This is a genomic window from Bartonella sp. ML70XJBT (assembly GCF_028618425.1).
Taxonomy (GTDB): domain Bacteria; phylum Pseudomonadota; class Alphaproteobacteria; order Rhizobiales; family Rhizobiaceae; genus Bartonella.
The window spans coordinates 91,320-109,954 of the sequence record NZ_JAQISX010000003.1 but is presented as its reverse complement, the minus strand read 5'-3'; the positions used below and the strand labels follow the sequence as shown (position 1 = coordinate 109,954).

Below are 18,635 nucleotides of genomic sequence, written 5' to 3'. Positions count from 1 at the left end.
ATTTATGAGAGAATGGTCCATACACAAAATTTCCCCCCTGCAGATAAAACAACGGAATTTACTCCCTACCATAAAAAACGATATTCATCAATATGGGAAATCTCCTCGCGTTTCTTTTCCTTGATCTAAAACTTTAGATCTTGCCAAGAATTTTTAATTCTCGCAAAGCAGCTGCATCACGAGCAGAAACATCCGGATAAGCTGGATCACTCCCAACATCCTGTGTATAACGCCATGACCTAGCACATTTTTTCCCCAACGCCTTCTCTGGATATACACCAACACCTTCAACATCATTCAAAGTAAAAGCATCAGAAGGCATTGGATCCTGCACAATTGTGAGAGCACTGGTGATACAGATTTCTGCCATATCTACATTTTCTAATGCCTCTCGTAGAACAGGATTGGAAATAAAAACAATAGGAGCTGCTTCTAACGAGGATCCAATACGCTTATCAGCACGCTCAAGCTCTAAAGCTCCTGTCACAACTTTACGGACCTGCCGAATTTTTTTCCAACGCTCAGCCAAAGATTCGTTTTGCCATTCTTCTGGTACAAAACGAAATTGTTCCAAATGCACCGATTGGCTTTCTGGATAACGCTCTAACCAAGCCTCTTCCATTGTAAAAGGCAACATGGGAGCAAGCCATGTCACCATTCGCTCAAAAATCTCACGAACAACCTGCAAAGAGGCCTTCCGTTTTTGTGATGAAGGCGCATCGCAATAAAGAGAATCTTTGCGGATATCAAAATAAAATGCCGATAATTCAATGATTGAAAAATCTAATAATGCACGCATAATTTTTTTAAAATCAAATTCATCGTAAGCGTGATTAATCAATTGATCAAGTTCAAAAAGCCGATGTAATATAAATTTTTCAAGATCTGGTAGTGCACAATAAGGTATTTCTTCTCCTTCATCGTAGGCTAAAGTTCCAAGCATCCAACGAATTGCATTGCGTAGTTTACGATATGAATCCACATTGGTTTGAAGGATTTTTTTGCCTAAACGCTGATCTTCCCAATAATCAGTTGTCATGACCCAGAGACGAAAAATATCAGCTCCAGATGTTTTAATGATCTCTTGGGGAACCACCGTATTGCCTAAGGATTTAGACATTTTCTTACCATTCTCATCCAAAGTAAAACCATGTGTGATCACTGTCTTATAGGGAGAACAAGCACGCGTACCACAGCTTTCCAATAGAGAAGATTGGAACCATCCACGATGTTGATCTGAACCTTCAAAATAAACATCTGCAGGCCATTTTAAATCAGCCCGATCTTCCAATACAAAGCTATGACTTGCTCCAGAATCGAACCAAACATCAAGAATATCATAAACCTGGACCCAAGGCTCATGCGCACGATCCCCTAAAAAACGTTCACGAGCTCCTTCAGCAAACCATGCATCTGCCCCTTCTGCTGCAAAAGCCTGTAAAATACGTTCATTTACATGCTGATCTTTGAGAACAACACCATCCTCATTAGCAAAAATACAAATAGGAACGCCCCAAGAGCGTTGACGAGAAAGAACCCAATCAGGACGATCTGCTATCATAGAAGATAAACGGTTTTGTCCAGAAGACGGAACAAAACGCGTTTTTGAAACAGCTTCCAAAGCCCGACTGCGTAAAGTTGAACCATCCCCAAGATCTTTATCCATTGAAATAAACCATTGTGGTGTATTACGGAAAATGACCGGCTTTTTTGAACGCCAACTGTGAGGATAGGAATGCTTTAAACGACCACGTGCAAACAGCCTATCTGCTTTTATGAGAGCGTTAATAACCTCTTTATTGGCATCACCCATTTTGCCATGATCATCAATAACACGTGCAGGCCCCCCTTCACGATCCGGTCCCAAACCCGGAACATCTCTCGTATAGAAACCCGCATCATCAACAGGAAAGGGTATTGATGTATCAATCCCCGCTTGCTCTAATAAGAGCCTATAATCATTCCAAATTTCAAAGTCCTCACGCCCATGGCTTGGTGCTGTATGGACAAAACCTGTCCCCGCACTCTCTGTCACATGGGCGCCATCAAGCAGCGCAATCTTATAATTATACGCTCCAGCCAAACCTTTGAGCGGATGAGAAAGAACAAGAGCTTTCAATTCGTCAGCAGAAATAGCACGCAAACGTTTTAAAACAAGTTTGGCTTTTTCTGCACAGCTCATGGCTAGAGCGTCTGCAAAGAGAAGCTTTTCTCCCACTTGAGGACCAAAATCATTTTCAGCACTTTCAACTTCGTAAAGACCATAAGAAATTTGCGAAGAATAACTCACGGCGCGATTGCCTGGAATTGTCCATGGTGTTGTTGTCCAAATAACGACATAAGCACCATATAAATCATCAGAGCTTGCTTCAAAAATCGGAAACTTAACCCAAATCATCTCTGATTCATGATCATGATATTCAATCTCTGCCTCTGCCAAAGCTGTACGTTCCACAACAGACCACATCACCGGCTTAGAACCACGATAAATCTGATCTGACATCGCAAATTTTATCAATTCACTCGCAATGCGTGCTTCTGCTTGAAAAGCCATTGTGGTATAAGGCGCCTTAAAATCTCCCACGACACCAAGGCGTTTAAATTCTTCACTTTGAATGGTTACCCAATGTTGTGCAAATTCACGGCATTCTTGACGAAACTCATTAAGAGAAACCTCGTCCTTATTTTTCCCTTGTGCGCGATATTTTTCTTCAATTTTCCATTCAATTGGAAGCCCATGGCAATCCCAACCGGGGACATAATTTGCATTAAATCCCCGCATTTGAAATGAACGGACAACGACATCCTTTAGAACTTTGTTTAAAGCATGCCCGATATGAATATGGCCATTTGCATAAGGGGGGCCATCATGAAGAATATAAAATGGACGATCTTTTGCTTGTTGGCGCAATTGTGCATAAAGCCCTATATTTTCCCAATGCGCCATTAACTCAAGCTCTTTTTGCGGAAGCCCTGCACGCATAGGGAAATTTGTCTGTGGGAGATAAAGAGTTTTTGAATAATCTATTGTTTTATTTTTCACAGTCATTGTGAAATATTCCTGTCCACTTTTACGATTTCATTTTTGCATAACTTCCCTGAACTCTGCAACTCTGGTTTTTATCTATAGGGAAAGCCGAGCTTATCATTCGTTAAACAGCGATCAAGAAAATATATCATCACACTTTATGGGCTTTATCATGAAATTTGCAAAAAAAGAAACTAAAAAAATAAGCTTAAAAAAATAAAGGCTCCACCGATAGTGGAGCCTCTTTTAAAATTTACTCTTATAAAATAGATTAGAATTTATAAGCTACACCAACGCGAAAATCATTGGTTTTGTAGTTAATTTCAAATTTTTCCTTTGCAAATTTCTTTTTACCAAAATCGGAGTAACGGTATTCTGCACGCACAATCACATTATCCAACACAGAGAAATCAACGCCACCACCAAGAGTGTAACCAATCATGGTTTTAGTTTCATCGGTTAAGTTTCTAGAAGAAACAACGCTTCCATCCTCACCCTTAACAGATACTGATACAGTGTCTTGGAACTGCCCATAAGCAATACCACCCGCAAGATAAGGCATAAAGCGATCAGCAGCAAAACCAATACGTACCCGTGTAGCACCACCCCAATTCTGCTTGAAAGTATGATTTAAAGTTTCAACTTCATCTCCTTGTTCAAAACCAAGTTCAGAAGCCATCTTTTTTATTTGCTCTATACCATATACGCTGGAATCACTCTTATCCGCTGCTTGTTGACTTTGTACTCCATGAGGACGGAAAGTATGTGGGTTAGCACCATGTGAACCGTGTGGGTTAGCACTAGAGCCATGCCCACCTGGGTGAGACGCACCATGCGGATTAGAATGTCCACTACCATAGGCACTATGATGCCCCCCGTGTTGGGTTCCAGTTGTTCCGTTGGAAGCTCTTGTCTCTGACCCATTGGATGATCCTGATCTCGAGAGTACAAGAGTTCCGCTCGGCACTGTTCTTGCTGCTAACGATGATTGTCCTGATGTAGATTTTGTTGCCATAGATTGTTCCGATGAAACGGAAGATATTGGTTTAGATGTAACTGGTGATGCAACTGACTTTGAAGACGCTGCTGCTGCTCGCTGTCCTGTTGATACGGCTAGCGCTGCTGATTGTCCTTGAGCTGACTTTCCCGATGAGGACAATGACAACTGTCCTGATGATTGCTTCCCTGTGTCTGACCTCGCCGATGAAAGCGTTGACCGCTCTGGTGAGCTTACTTCTGTGGTAGAAGGTGTTGATTTAGGTGCAGATGGCGTTTTTGATGGTGGTGTTGAAACTCCCGATGCTCCTTCCACCATCACTTTTTTTTCTGTTTTTGTAGAATTAACATTGTTAGAACTGTCAGATGTAGCTAATTGATTTGATTGTCCAGTTTGTGCTTGAGTGGGCTGTGATGCAGCAGATTGTGTAGATGTAGGCTGTACTACTTCTGCTGATCTGCGTGACCTTCCCGCTGCATTTTTTACTATAACGTTATCAGCTGCACCTATAGTAATAGTCTTTGTGTGTTTTTTTCCAGACAGCATTAAATCCGTATCAACGCCAAAAATAAAGCTATCACCGAGATCAATATTAGACCCCGCATAAAAACCACCAGCAAAACCTGAAAGTTTAGGAGAGAATTCTTTATCCAGTGGAAAACTTTTTTCTTGACCGACAAGAGCCATATCAGCCTTGCTCGAAAAGCCACCAGCCTGAACACCTAAATAAAACCCCGTCCATGAAAAAGTGGGCGCAACAATAGTAGAAGAAGGAGCCGATGGTGTTGTCTGATGAGGAATCAGTACATCAGCAGCTAGCGCTGTGGATGCTGAAATTAAAGAAAAAATAGACGCTGTTATTAAACGTTTTGTATTCATAAAATCTCTCCAAATATCCAAAATGAAATGTATATAGAGCATCTTTTTTGAAAGATCTGTAGCAAAAATAACACACTCACAAAAAAATAAAGAAATTATGAAAATAAGGCTTCTTAACTATTTAATTTTGCACTTAATGAAAATTTATCAACTAAATCATACTAAAATTATGTGTCTTAAAGTTGGATCCATTTTCATTTAATTTTCGCATAACTGTTAATGATCATATTTTTTATAATTTTCTTTTATCGAAATCTCACTAACAGTATTCTGCAGACAACAGAATATTGCTTATCATTGAGAAATCAATGCCAGTGCAAATAGTAAAAAAACAATCATTGGCTTTTTTACCCAAGGACCATCAAAATTTCATCTATTTACTAACATGGTCTATCTTTGATGTTTTATTTGTATCTGAAATCACAAAAAACAAAAACGCAAAAAACGTGTCTGACTTTTTATGCTTGACGGCACTCCAGAAAATACTGGAATAACTGGCATCAAGAGAAATCATGCTCCCTGAAAGCTTGACATTCACTGTCCAATCGGAAAGCTGTTCATTCATGACAATAAATTGATTTATAATGATAATTTACTGTTTTATATGTTGAATGAGAATTTCAAATATCGTAAGATTTTCTTATCTTAAATCAATAAAAACTATTTTCTTGCACGTCAAAAGCGAGGCTGTAGTGGTGGGAAAAAAATATATAAGAAAAGGCTAAAAATGACTCTTATAAACCGTCTTAAGCAAGGTCTGGCAACATTGAGAGCTAGCAAATATAACGATGGTGCCGACTTATAAAACCATACAAAGGTTGTGCAAAAACACGACCATAGTCCAAACCAACATAAGGGCGACGTTTTCCCAAAAACTTTTTTAAGAACCCCGTTGTTGTTGTGCCACAGAATGGTACGCAGCATCAAATCATTCCGACTAAAAAAAACGTTATTACCAAAAAGCAAACTCTCACGCGTGCCACGAACATTGGAAGCCCCCAAAGATATCTGCTCTGTCGCTAATAAATTATGCGGTGAATATTGACCACTCAAAAGATTGCTCAATATGAAGTCAAAGCCCCTTACCTTAAAAGGCGTCATGACACTGATTGTACCGGTAAATTTGGCAAATTGAGGCTCTGCATCCCCCGCTCCTGGCGCATGTTTCTTGACTGAATGAAAAAAGGGAAGTCCTTGCAAATAACTGGCATCAAAAGTCCAAGTTCCCCCTAACATCTGGCGCGAATGCGAAATCCCAAAATTGGCAACACTATATTGACGACTCCCCACTTCAATCTTATTCCCAAGAAGGTAATTGTTGGTTCTTTTGTAGGAAAGCCCTAAATTCAAAGTTGTCAAGGAAACACTATCGCGGTGGAGAACCCTGCTTATACTGGCGTGTAACTCACTGGAATCCCCTGTCGTCTCAATATCTGTAAAATTGCCTTGGATAATGCTTTGGTAATTATAAACAGTGCCATTTAAACCAAAGGTCCAATAACCGTACGGAATACTTACACTTGCTGAAATGTTATTGCTGTGGCCCTCTTGCTTGCTTCCACCCCAATAATCTGTTTGACTCCGTTGATAACCAAAATCCCACGCATCATTCATCCCTAAAATATTTTCTAGCTTTAAACCCGCATGATAACGTGCATAACCCGTTGAGGATTGTCCTAAATTATCATGGGAAACAGTCACTTTGAAAGCTTTACCAGGTTGATTGCTAATATTCACAATGGTGCTCCCCTATTCACGCCCTGGTAAGAGTTCACTTTTAGCATGCCCTGAAATCAGCCTGTTGATTTGATCAAGCCCCTGTTCAATATCACGCATATTGAGAATATGCCCTTCCAAACCCGGAAAAGCACTCCACACAACATAATTGTAAGGAGAAGCCGGTGAACCATTGTAATAAATATCCGAAAGCTTCCCCTCAACAACAACAAACTTTAGCGTCTTACTGTTTTTGATGTCTTGATCAGGAATATAAAAACGCGCTGTGACATAGCCTTTATCTAAATAAACCTTGGTCAATTTCTTGATCAAGAGCTGAATATCGACAAGACCTATAATCTTCCAATATAAGGATCTGTTACCGCTGCTATGGAGCTCTTCTTTATATGCATGACCCCATCAACAACAATAGCATGAATGGTAAGGCAGTATCCACTCCCCAAAAGTGCTTCCTGCTTTCCTTCAGGAGGCGTTGTAATGCTTTTAGGCGTTAAGGCACGTGAATAAGAATATTTCTAATCTTATAAAAAGCAAAAATAAAAAAAATACACAAGCCATTTATAGAAAATTATAGCTATAAAAATTGATAGATAAAACTGACAAGAATAGAGGACATTTTTAAGCTATCGATTTGAAAAAAATATTTAAGAAATGCATAAGTTAATTGACAATAAACCAGCATAGTAACGGACTATATGTCATGTTTTCTAACACCCAGCAACTCTTATAGAGTGTTAATGGGAAATTTAAATAACAACAAGAATTTAGCTATGAAAACTATATCAAAAAAAACACTACAACTTCCTATAACATGGTAAATAAAACTGTACCTGTTAATAAACAAGAGTCTGCAAAAATACGAATTTACGAATAAAACCCTTACTTTTTATGGCATTACTTTACACCACTTTCGTGTCTTAAGTGATTTTGGTTATATCAAGGCTGATAATCTAGGTGGTTATATTGAAAAGAATAAAACTATCTTATGATGATAATTACTGAAAGTATGATTATGCTCGTGTTTATGATAATGTAAAAATACATCTTTATTCTAAATTCTGTGGTCAAGTTTACGGAAATCCTGAAGTCTATGCAAAGTTAAGATTTCTAGATATACCGAGATTTGTAGATTAACCTATATTTGCGAAAATACGAGAATCCCTGAAGACATCTCTCCTCTTTCTAAAAACAAAAATAATTTTTCAAGAACAAAAATGTGATTTACGTCATAGGGAAATTGCACATGAAATAAAAAACAATAATGATAAATTTATAATTGCTACTATAGCAAAAAATATGTTTTTTCTTATGACGAACTTCAAAAAACTATGATGAAAACTTATATTGGTAATAAAAGTGCCGAAAATATCTCTCTTGAAGAGGTTTGCTATTTTTTTTATTGCCAATGCCTATGATTTTAATCCTCTAACTAAAAAAAATCTACAAGCTCTCTCCCCAAAGCAGTGGCATGATCCCTTTCTTTTCTATCGACAGATGGGGTAAGAACATTAAATCTAAACTTGAGTTTGATCGCATAGCCTCTCTAAATTGACCAAAAGAAAGAGAGAACTCATCCTGATGTACAATAGGCAATATTTCATACCAAGTAATTAATAAGAGATGTATTATAGTTGGTATTGGTCGTCGTAAAAAACACCAGCAATAGCTAAAAACTTTCTGAAAGATCTTAATGGATTTTTTAATTGGTCAATTATTTATGAGCACTGTGTTATAAGTTTAAACGAAAAAACCTTGTTGTGGAAAAATAATATAACCATAAAAAATGGAGAATGATCCAAAATAAAACGCTGCATAGTTTCATTTCGTATAAGAAGTTGCAGGTTATAAATATAGATAAAATATTGATCTTACAGCGGAATTATTATCTCTTGTTTATGAGAAATTTTTAAGAAAATCTGAAGAATATCTTTTTACATCTACAAATAAAATATAGGATGTGTAATAATATAGTAATAGAAAAACTAGAGGCTCTGTCTATGACAGAACCTCTGAGAGGTTTATTTTATGTTTATAATATCATTTTTATGAAATTAGAATTTGTATGCAACACCAACACGGAAATCATTGGTTTTGTAATTGAACTCACGTGTATCGTTTGCGAATTTCTTTTTACCAAAATCGGAGTAACGGTATTCAGCACGCAACAGAATATTGTCTGTCATTGCAAAGTCAACGCCACCACCAATAGTGAAACCAACCATTGTCTTCGTGTCATCAGCCCAAGTACCACCCGTCAAATCTATAGTTTGCTTATTTACTTCTGGTAACTCTTCACCCCCATCAGCTTTCTGCTCAACTTTAGCTCTCTCTCCTTTTCCAGCAACGGATTGAATACCCTGCACTTGCGCATAGGCAATACCTCCAGCAACATAAGGCATAATGCGGTCAACCGCTGCAAAACCGATACGAACGCGGGTAGCCCCAGACCATTTTTCTTTGTAACTGTGCGTTTCCGTTACTTGGTCATCCTCTATAAAATTTTGCTGTCCTGTTAGTTCAACCTTAGCTTTTTTAAGGGCATCATTAAAAAATGTTGCATCTTTTTCAGTAAGAGTCGATTCACGAGCTGTTTTTGATTCTCCACGGTCTGCCCAAACAGCATCGGTTTCAACACCAAGAATAAGACCATTTCCAAGGTCTACGTTAGATCCTGCATAAATACCTCCCATGAAACCAGAAGGACTTGGTGTATTATCTTTTTTGAAAAGCTCTTTGTCTTCTCCTGGAATAGTTACTTTGGTTTTACTCGAAAAATTGCCAATTTGACCACCCAGATAAAAACCTGTCCAAGAGAATGATGGGGCTGTAACCACTGCTGGTGCAACTTCATAAGGAATCATAACATCAGCTGCATTTGCTGCAGAAACTGAAATCAACGTGACAACAGAAGTTGCCATTAAAAATCTTATATTCATAATTTTGCTCCTAAATTAACTATAAATGATCTTACAAAGTTACAGAGCAAAAAGCTGTAGTAAAAATATCACAATTATAAATAAAAAGCCCAGAAAACAGCGGTTTTATTAAAGGTAAAAACTTCTTGGAAATTTAATTTTTTATTAATACTTTGTATTCATAATTGCTCTTTTGACGAAATTAGAACTTGTAAGAACTCCAACACGGAAGTCATGGGCTTTGTCGCCTAGTTTCGGATAATTTTTTACAAATTGCTTCTTACCAAAATCTAAGTGACAATTTGTATATGTAGCGAGACATTGTTTGTCATTGTGCAGTTAATGCCACCGCCTATAATGTTGTAACAAACTATCGTCATCGTTTCAGTGATTCATATTCTGCTTTAAAGACAGTATAGACTAATCCTGTCTAAAAATATTCCTGTGACTCATGGAAAGATGCCTCCTAAGTCGAGGTAACTCTAGAGGTAAGCTCTACTCAAGAATATTCATCTCCACATAAATACCTCATGTGGGAAGTTTTATATGCGCCTATCGCCTTCAATGATAGGACTTTATAATATAATAAAATAAAGGCCTCGTTAAACGAGACCTTTATATTTCTTGTATTAATTACGTTATTTACGAAATTAGAACTTGTATGCAACACCTACGCGGAAATCGTTGGTTTTGTATTGAAGTTCAGCTGTGTCTTTAAAGTATTTCTTTTTACCATAGTCTGAGTAACGGTATTCCGCACGTAACAGAACATTGTCTGTCATTGCGAAGTCAACACCAGCACCAAGGGTGAAACCAACGAGAGTCTTTGTTTCATCATATACGTTACCAGAAGCAATAAGCTTACCACCATTGTTCTCTGCAGGCAACAATCTATCTTTTTTCACTTCAAGTGCTGTGATGCCTTGCATCTGCGTATAGGCAACACCACCAGCGATATAAGGCATGATACGATCAGCAGCAAAACCAATGCGAACACGGGTCGCTCCAGACCACTTTTCTTTCATAGTAATACTTTCGACGTATTCATCCCCATTTGCAACTTTTAGACCATCTTTCCTTTCGATCTTAGCATCATCAAGGAGTTGATTAATCGTGTCAAGATCTTTATTAAGTCCAGTTCCAATATACTTTGTAAGGGAGTTAATTGTATCTTTTTTACCAATAAAAGAGACATCTGTATCCAAGCCGAAGATCACACCATTGCCGAGATCAACATTGTAACCTGTGTATAGGCCGCCGAGCATACCGGAAAGCTTAAGATCGTGATAACCTAAAGTGCTAGAGCCTTTGTCAGTTTTCATTGAACGACTACCAATCTGGGCACCAAGATAAAAGCCTGTCCAAGAATAGGCAGGGGCTGCTGTAATCACTGCTGGGGCTGTTTCACGAGGGATGATAACATCAGCAGCTTGTGCTGCAGAAGCTGCAGCTATAGCGATAACAGAAGTTGTTACTAAAGATTTTATATTCATAAACTTTGCTCCTAATTTATTATGAGCACAGTGCTACAAGATAACACGGAGAAAAGCTGTAGTAAAAATGACACAGTCACAGGAAATGGAGAGTTTGCCGAAGATACAATCACTTCATAATTTTGTTTTGTACGGGAAATTATAAACTGTGAATATAAATAACTTATTGATTTTAAATATATTTTTTGTTTTTTTGTTTATAAATTTTTTTAAATAAAACCCTAATAATCCTTTTTCATATCTACGATAAAATATGGAATATGTGATAATATAGCAACATTAAAATGATAGAGGCTCTCTCCTTGACAGAGCCTCTTTGTTATTTAACTGATCATCTGTTAGAATTTGTAAGCAACACCAACACGAAAATCATTGGTTTTGTAAGAAGTCTCATATTTATCATTTGAGAATTTCTTTTTACCAAAATCGGAGTAACGATATTCCGCACGGACAATAATATTATTGGTCATGGCTAAATCAACACCAGCCCCAAGGGTGTAACCAACAAGGGTCTTTGTCTCATCAGACAGAGTACCAGAAGCTATAACTTTACCTGAATCTTTATCTGTTATTGAAATCGATGCAGTATCTTGAAGCTGTGTATAGGCAATACCACCAGCAACATAAGGCATAATACGGTCAGCCGCAAAACCAATACGCACCCGCGTTGCACCAGCCCACTTTTCTTTAAAAGTGAAGCTGTGTGTTCGTTTAACACCTGCTTTAAGTGCATTTTCACCAATATTAATTGCAGCGTCTTTTAACATCTTGTTAATATAGTTGATATGACCTGGTACAATGACATATGTTTTTCCTGTCTTTGTGTCATCTTTATTAGACCACATGATATCTGTATCGACACCTAAAATAAGGCCGTTGCCGAGATCAATATTGGAACCTCCGTAAAGACCACCCATAAAACCAGATAGTTTAGGCAAATAATCATCACTTACTGGAATCTTTTGTCCTTTAGCGAGAATATCCATCTTCGTTTTACCCGAAAAACCACCAATCTGCCCACCAATGTAAAAACCTGTCCAAGAAAAAGTTGGAGCAACAATAACGGGAGCAACCGGTGTTGGATTTGGGGGAACAATAACATCTGCTGCTTGCGCCGCTGAAACTGAAACAAAAGCGAAAGCAGAAGCTGTTATTAACCATTTTATATTCATATTTTCTCTCCATAGCTGAATATTTATTTGAACACGTCATTCCATATAGAGCTCAAACTTCAGATATCTGTAGCAAAAATGATACACTCATAAAAAAAACAAAAATCCAATCAAAGTGCTCTTAATTACTTGATCTGTCGTCAATGAGAATGAAACGATGCCCATGCATAAATGCGTTCCTCTCGCTAAATTTTTTCTTCTTTATGAACTTTTCAAAAAAACTATGTCATCACCGTAGAAAGCATGTGCTATTGTCTATGGAAGGATCGCCTCTTGATTATAATGAAAAAATTATCTTTTCTTCTGTAATATTGAAGATGCTCTCATCTTCAATCATTTTATTGAAAGTAACCCAAATTACCCACCTCCATACTAGAAACGAGCACATGTGTGTGTAAAATTATTTCAGAAAAATTAAAAATGGCTTCTTATGAGAGTTCTTAATATCAAGGACAGCGAAAAAACTATTACGATCTTGAGAATAAGCCAAATGCAACTGAGCCATTAAATTCATACAGATAAATTTATAGAAACAATGTATTTAGTTCATTATTTACAAGACAAAAGGCGCATAGCTCTTTGAGAGTTTTTTTATTATATAGGATGTATACGCACATAAACAAAGTTTCGAATAGTTCATGGATTGCAATAAGATCACATTTAATTTACCCGCTCTTTGTTTTTGCTTTAAGCATTTATTGTTTTTGAAAGATTGGCCATTTTTTATCTCAACCCCATAGAAATTCTTTTTTCAAAACTTCAGCCTTCTTTGTCTACGCTCAATTTCATACTCTTTATAAACTAATTGAAAAAAAAGACTCATAACAAACAACCGGTATGATAAATATTGAAACTTGTATAAAAACTCTCCCTAAAGCTGAAAAAATAAGAATTTTTTCTTAAAGTTTTTAAACAAAACCTTGCTTTAAAAATCATGAATTTGATAGAAAAGCTCTTTGATATTTTAAATCAGAGATCAATAAAGAATATTTTATCTATAATTGAAACCTGCCAATAAAAATCAAAAGTTTAACATTAAAATAAAGTTTTTTACACTTCACTACAGGACTCCTCCTCGATTTTGAGGAAAAATCTTCTTCAGATTCTATCTGCAACAACCTAGATTCTTGCCAAACGCGGGCTTGCCTTGGTTTCCCGCTCATGTGATTTACTTAACTCAAGGGCGTATGGACCACATCTGGACCAAATCCTATTTCTTAATCCACCTCGTATCCTAAAAACACTTAGATAAAGGAGATTTATATGCCTTTATATAACCAAACTTCAAATGAGAGAATTTGCGACATACATAATAGAGTAATCCAAAATCTCCACGTTATATAATTCAATGAAATTTATAACGAGCCAGCGCCATTCTCCACTGTATTCTTTCACCAAAACCTCCCTACCCTTATCTTTTCCAAACAGCACCATTCATTACCCGCAGATAATCATGATCCCTTCGCAAATAAATAACTCCCCCCTGTTTTAAAGTGATAAAAAATATCTCCTTTATTCAATTCCCAGACATAGACTCTCTGCTGTTGCTTTCTTACTTTTTAATAACTCATTGGACTTCGTGCGAATAAGTTTGGTCGTTTGCCTTTTCCTGATCCTTTTTTAGGTTTTTGAAACTTTTTTTTACCAGAATGTGACACAGGTACTAACTTCTCTGCTGTTATGAATTGGCTGTTATTTATGCAAGAAAGTTCCATTTGAACAACTTCAGATAAGATCTTGCTCAACTGTTCTCTAAAAAAAAGATCTTTAGGAAGAACAACAGCAGATATGCTCTCTATAAACTTGTGAGAAGGCAAAAGGCCCGCCCCTTGAGCAAAAGAGATTGAAGAAAAAGTAGCAAAAGTTGTAATAAAATATTTTATGTTCATAAATTTGACCTCGTAGAAATATCCATAATGGATTTTATCTAGTGTCTTCATTGCTAATTTCCAGAAAAAATAGTACGTTTATAGATAAAAAGTAAGAATTCTGAAAAAACAAAGCGTTGGGGCATTTTAATTTTAAAATAAATGTAAACTACCCTGCGTGGTCAACATATAAAACACTTGTTTGGCAATGAATAAAAGCACAAAGTGTCGTCTGTGAGACAATAAAGGTCACAAGTGTTATTCAACATATTAATTTATAAGTATAATTTATCATTCCCGCTATTGAATGAGTGCTCTCAGTATCACAGGTTTATCTCATTTCAAACTTGTTCATGGTACAATTAAGCTAAATTATCCGCCTCCATATCATAAATGAAGTTGATATATGGATAAAACTCTTGAAAAAGGTGCTTTTTCTTATGAATCTCTTTAAACGCAAAAGTGATTACATTTTGACTTGAACAAAAACATGCTTTTGCTAACTTATTTCTAGATATCATTCTTTGTATTGTTCAGTATGATCGTGGTCAATTTTTATATCTTAAGCCTATAACGTTTTGATTTATAATGATAATATGTCGTTATCTATATTGAATTAGCCCCCCAAATATCATAAAATTCTCTTATGTTAAATTAACCGAAACCATTTATTTGCACATTACAAGTGGGCACGCTTACATGGAGTGAAACTGTACAATAAAAAACGCCTCTTATGAATTGTACCAAGGGTTGTAACAAAATTGGGTGTTGGCAAAATATGTGATGGTAGCGGCTCTTGACTCCATAAGCGTAAAAATGGTGATGCTCAATAGATTTTAGATAATATGAGAAGCTTTATCGTTATATCATTCATGAACGCCGCCGTGTCATGGGCTTGGATGTCTTAAGAAAGCTTTCTTTAAAAAAGCACGTGAATGAGTACGCCAAATATATTCCGTTTAGGATGTTTTATTTTGCTTGAGGGGCGTGACTCCGCTAAAGAATGTGAAAAATAAAAGTGTGAAACAATGCGTAATCTGCATTCCTTAATAGATATTGCTGTAAATACTTTTGAAAGACGTAAAATAGAATTAGTGATGATAAGAATGAGGATTGTTTTTTACACTGATGTCTTTATATTCTTCCCCAATTAAGCTGTATAGCGGTTTCAGAGATTTAAGCCTCTAACCTACTATAATTCCTAGTCTCTCTTCAAAATTACTTTTATTGCCTAAACTTCAAATCAAAGAGAACTTATGTTATAATTGTTATCTGAAAAAATGAGAAAAAAAGGACAAAATGCCGACAATATCGGCATTTCGTCCTCTTGCATCAATAATTTACTTCATTAAAAGCTAATTTTTAAAGTTAGCTATGGGCAAAAATATCAACTTCCGCCCATCCTAAAAGGTCAAGCTTAGCTCTCATAGGCAAAAATTGAAAGCACGCCTTGGCAACATTTTCTCGCTCTTCGCGTCTTAAACGTTCTTCAAATATAACCTTTAAACGATGCAAGTATAACACATCCGATGCAGCATATTCAATTTGTGCCTGTGATAACGTTTCTGCCGCCCAATCCGAAGATTGTTGCTGTTTAGAAATATTCACATTCAGCATTTCATTACAAATTTCTTTCAAGCCATGACGATCCGTATAGGTACGTGTGAGCTTTGAAGCGATCTTTGTACAAAAAACAGCCTCTGGCATAACACCAAATGTATGCGCTAAAATAGCAAGATCAAAACGCCCGAAATGGAATATTTTGGTGACGGCGTTATCTTTAAGAAGCTTGACCAAATTGGGAGCACTCTTTTGTCCTTTAGCAATTTGTACAATATCAGCAGTCCCATCTCCAGAAGAAATCTGAACAACACACAAACGATCACGATGTGGTTGTAATCCTAAAGTCTCAGTATCAATCGCAATGGCATCAGTTTTATAATTATCTAGGTTTGGCAAATCACCTTGATGGACGCGAATCTCAGCCATTCACCCTCCTCTTTGCTAAAGCGGTAAGAATACGCGCCCAAGACCTCTGCCCCTTATGGAACGATTTTAGATTATACTTTTCATTAGGCGAATGAATACGGTCATCAGCCAATCCAAAACCAACCAAAAGAGTTTCCATGCCGAGAATTGACCGAAAATCGGCAACAATTGGAATCGACCCCCCCATGGCTGTCAAGACAGCAGGAACTTCCCACTCTTGTGATAAAGCATCCTTCGCCTCCTTGATAAAAGATGAATCTTCAGACAACTGAAGTGCTGGAGAAGAACCATGATTCTTAAATTCAACCGTACAATCAGCAGGAATTGAGCTCCGTACATAATCACGCAGCGCTTGGCGTATTTTCGCTGGATCTTGCTTATGGACTAAACGACATGATACTTTTGCACTCGCTTGAGAGGCAATAACCGTTTTCATCCCTTCCCCTTCATAGCCCCCACTAATACCATTAAATTCCATGGTAGGACGTGCCCACACAAGCTCTAAAATGCTCCGTCCTTTTTCACCTGCTGGAATGGAAAGACCGATAGGACCAAGCAAATTTTCAGCAGTACAATTAAGTGCATTCCATGATTGTAAAATATGTGGAGGTGTTTCTTCTACACCATCATAAAAACCAGGAAGCGTCACCTTATTATTTTCATCGTGAAGTCCTGCCAAAACTTTAGTTAAAATACGAATGGGATTGGCTGCTACACCCCCAAAATAACCAGAATGCAAATCACGATTAGCTGCCGTGATAATAATCTCTTCCGCCATAATTCCCCGAAGAGAAAGAGCAATAGATGGTGTATCCGCATCCCACATCGAGGTATCACAAACCAGTGCATAATCTGCCTTAAGCTCCTCTTTATTTTCTTTCAAAAAAGGAACAAGAGAAGGAGACGCACACTCTTCCTCACCTTCACATAAAATAGTTACTTTAACAGGAAGCTGCCCTGTTTCTTTCTTATATGCACGACACGCTTCAATAAATGTCATCAACTGACCTTTGTCATCTGAAGCGCCGCGAGCACAAATAACTTTCTCTCCATCTCTCTCTTTTAAAGAAGGTGTAAATGGATCATCCTCCCATAAACTCAAGGGATCAACAGGTTGAACATCATAATGTCCGTAAAACAATACATGTAAACAATCCTCTGAAGGTCCTGGATGATGCCCAACAACCATTGGATGACCCGGTGTATCACGCCGAGAAGCCTCAAAACCAATGCTTTTTAAATCCTCTACTAACCAATCAGCTGCTTGACGACATGCATCCTTATAAGCCGAGTCTGTAGAGATCGATTGAAAACGTAAAAGAGAAAAAAGGCGTTCAAGGCTCTTTTCTATATTTCCATCAAGATGTGTTAGTACTTTATTCAGCATAAAAAAACCTCTCAAGCCTCATATATTTATATACCTCATATATTTATATAATTGTAAGAACCTGACTTTAAGCCTCTTGTAGGATTTTGCAAGATATCTTATTCATTTTTGACACTGTGAGCAGTAAAAACTTGAACGCCCAGCCTGTAAAATACGTAATATAGGCGTTCCGCATTCCAAACATTCCTTACCTTCTCGTCCATAAACTGAAAAAGTATGTTGAAAATAACCAAGGGAACCATCTATATGCACATAATCACGCAAAGAAGAACCACCAGATAAAATAGCTTCAGAAATCACATTTCGTATATTTTGTGCTAAAGAATCTGCAAGCTCACGTGCATATACCGTTTTTGATGCTAATGTAAATGCACCACGCTGTGGAGACAAACGACTCCGCCAAAGTGCCTCGCAAACATAAATATTTCCAAGCCCCGCAACGATAGACTGATCAAGTAAAACACCCTTGAGAGACATTTTTTTATTAACAAAAGCCTTTTGTAAGTAGCAACCAGAAAATGCATCGCTCATAGGTTCAAGCCCTAGCTTATTCAAAAGCGGATGTTTATAAAGCTTGTCCGTATCAACTAAAAGCATAAACCCAAAGCGACGCACATCATTATAAATAAGTTGGTAAACTTCATCATTCCTTGTCTGAATATCCATAATAAAATGATCATGCTTAACCAATTTATTGGTCGTTGAAAAAGTTTTTCTTAAAAGATCATTCTCTATACGCCATGACCCCGACATTCCTAAATGGCTTAAAATCGTTTCATCCTGAGAAAGATGAAATAATAAATATTTCGCACGCCGACCAAGTTCTAAAATTTTTTTACCAATAAGCCGTTCAGAAAAAGCCTCAGGAAAAGGAAAACGCAAATCTCTTCGATTAAGTTTGACAGATACTATCTTTGCATCAGTGACAACAGACTTAAGTCCACGACGAACCGTCTCTACTTCAGGAAGCTCTGGCATCACTCCTCTTTAATAATTATGCACTTTCCAGTCGTATCACTGATCAATTGATCTTTCTCACATCCTCAAAGAATAAAAATTTTAATCTCATCTGTTCTGTAAATAACCATGATCCTTGTTGAGTAAACTTATTTGGCTTCATACTCATGTAACTCATTTAACGAAAGGTTTTACACGATTAAGCCCTATCTT

Annotated in this window: 9 protein-coding genes and 1 pseudogene; all 10 read right to left on the bottom strand. The window is 37.2% G+C overall.

The window, feature by feature from the left end; genetic code table 11:
- Positions 1-133: 133 nt before the first annotated feature.
- The 10 genes and pseudogenes from ileS to mutM all read right to left on the bottom strand — a co-directional run bounded on the left by ileS (position 134) and on the right by mutM (position 18,443).
- The gene (gene ileS, locus PVV65_RS02295; protein WP_273789053.1) at positions 134-3,049 is read right to left on the bottom strand and encodes an isoleucine--tRNA ligase; all 2,916 of its coding nucleotides are present in this window, start codon (positions 3,047-3,049) and stop codon (positions 134-136) included.
- Positions 3,050-3,299: 250 nt separating this feature from the next.
- Positions 3,300-4,904, bottom strand: a complete 1,605-nt coding sequence (locus tag PVV65_RS02290; protein ID WP_273789052.1) for an outer membrane protein — start codon at positions 4,902-4,904, stop codon at positions 3,300-3,302.
- Between the two features lie 803 nt (positions 4,905-5,707).
- Positions 5,708-7,141 (bottom strand): annotated as a pseudogene (locus PVV65_RS02285) (ShlB/FhaC/HecB family hemolysin secretion/activation protein); the annotation flags it as partial.
- Positions 7,142-8,692: 1,551 nt separating this feature from the next.
- A complete protein-coding gene (locus PVV65_RS02280) occupies positions 8,693-9,577 on the bottom strand; it encodes an outer membrane protein (RefSeq protein ID WP_273789051.1) in 885 nt (294 codons plus the stop codon).
- A gap of 629 nt (positions 9,578-10,206) precedes the next feature.
- On the bottom strand, positions 10,207-11,049 hold the full coding sequence (locus tag PVV65_RS02275) for an outer membrane protein (protein WP_273789050.1): 843 nt from the start codon (positions 11,047-11,049) through the stop codon (positions 10,207-10,209).
- Between the two features lie 338 nt (positions 11,050-11,387).
- Positions 11,388-12,221 (bottom strand): outer membrane protein, encoded by an 834-nt coding sequence (locus PVV65_RS02270; RefSeq protein ID WP_273789049.1) that lies wholly within the window; start codon positions 12,219-12,221, stop codon positions 11,388-11,390.
- 1,559 nt (positions 12,222-13,780) lie between these two features.
- Positions 13,781-14,110 carry a hypothetical protein gene (locus PVV65_RS02265; protein ID WP_273789048.1) on the bottom strand — a complete coding sequence of 110 codons (330 nt, stop codon included), beginning with the start codon at positions 14,108-14,110 and terminating at the stop codon, positions 13,781-13,783.
- A gap of 1,347 nt (positions 14,111-15,457) precedes the next feature.
- Entirely contained in the window at positions 15,458-16,078 is a 621-nt protein-coding gene (locus tag PVV65_RS02260) for a ribonuclease D (RefSeq protein ID WP_273789047.1), read from the bottom strand.
- Complete coding sequence (locus PVV65_RS02255) at positions 16,071-17,465, bottom strand: M20/M25/M40 family metallo-hydrolase (RefSeq protein WP_273754659.1); 1,395 nt, start codon at positions 17,463-17,465, stop codon at positions 16,071-16,073. The genes PVV65_RS02260 and PVV65_RS02255 overlap by 8 nt, the downstream gene beginning before the upstream one ends.
- A gap of 102 nt (positions 17,466-17,567) precedes the next feature.
- Positions 17,568-18,443: a bifunctional DNA-formamidopyrimidine glycosylase/DNA-(apurinic or apyrimidinic site) lyase gene (mutM, locus tag PVV65_RS02250; protein WP_273754658.1), complete on the bottom strand. Its 876-nt coding sequence runs from the start codon at positions 18,441-18,443 to the stop codon at positions 17,568-17,570.
- Positions 18,444-18,635: the final 192 nt, after the last annotated feature.